This is a genomic window from Pectobacterium jejuense (genome assembly GCF_026800125.1).
GTDB classification, from domain to species: Bacteria; Pseudomonadota; Gammaproteobacteria; order Enterobacterales; family Enterobacteriaceae; genus Pectobacterium; species Pectobacterium jejuense.
This window is the reverse complement of the sequence record NZ_JAPQKX010000065.1, coordinates 1-233: the sequence shown is the minus strand read 5'-3', so window position 1 is coordinate 233 and position 233 is coordinate 1. Positions and strand designations below refer to the sequence as shown.

The following is a 233-nucleotide window of genomic DNA, read 5'->3' as shown; positions in this document are numbered from 1 at the left end:
GCACCGGTGTTTGCACCAACCTGAATGTTGATACCGCCACTTGCTGTACCGTCCAGCAGGTTCGTGCCGTTGAAAGACGCAGAGCCAGCAACACGGTCGATTTCGTCCAGACGTTGCTTCATTTCAGTGTAGATTGAACCACGGTCAGTCTGACCATTGGTGTCACTTGCAGCCTGAACCGCCAGCTCACGAACACGCTGTAAGTTGTTGTTGATTTCGTTCAGGTTACCTTC

1 protein-coding gene is annotated in these 233 nt (G+C 51.9%); it reads right to left on the bottom strand.

What is annotated here, in order from left to right:
- A partial coding sequence (locus NXT09_RS22480; protein ID WP_441845169.1) for a flagellin N-terminal helical domain-containing protein occupies positions 1-233 on the bottom strand: 233 nt, incomplete at both ends.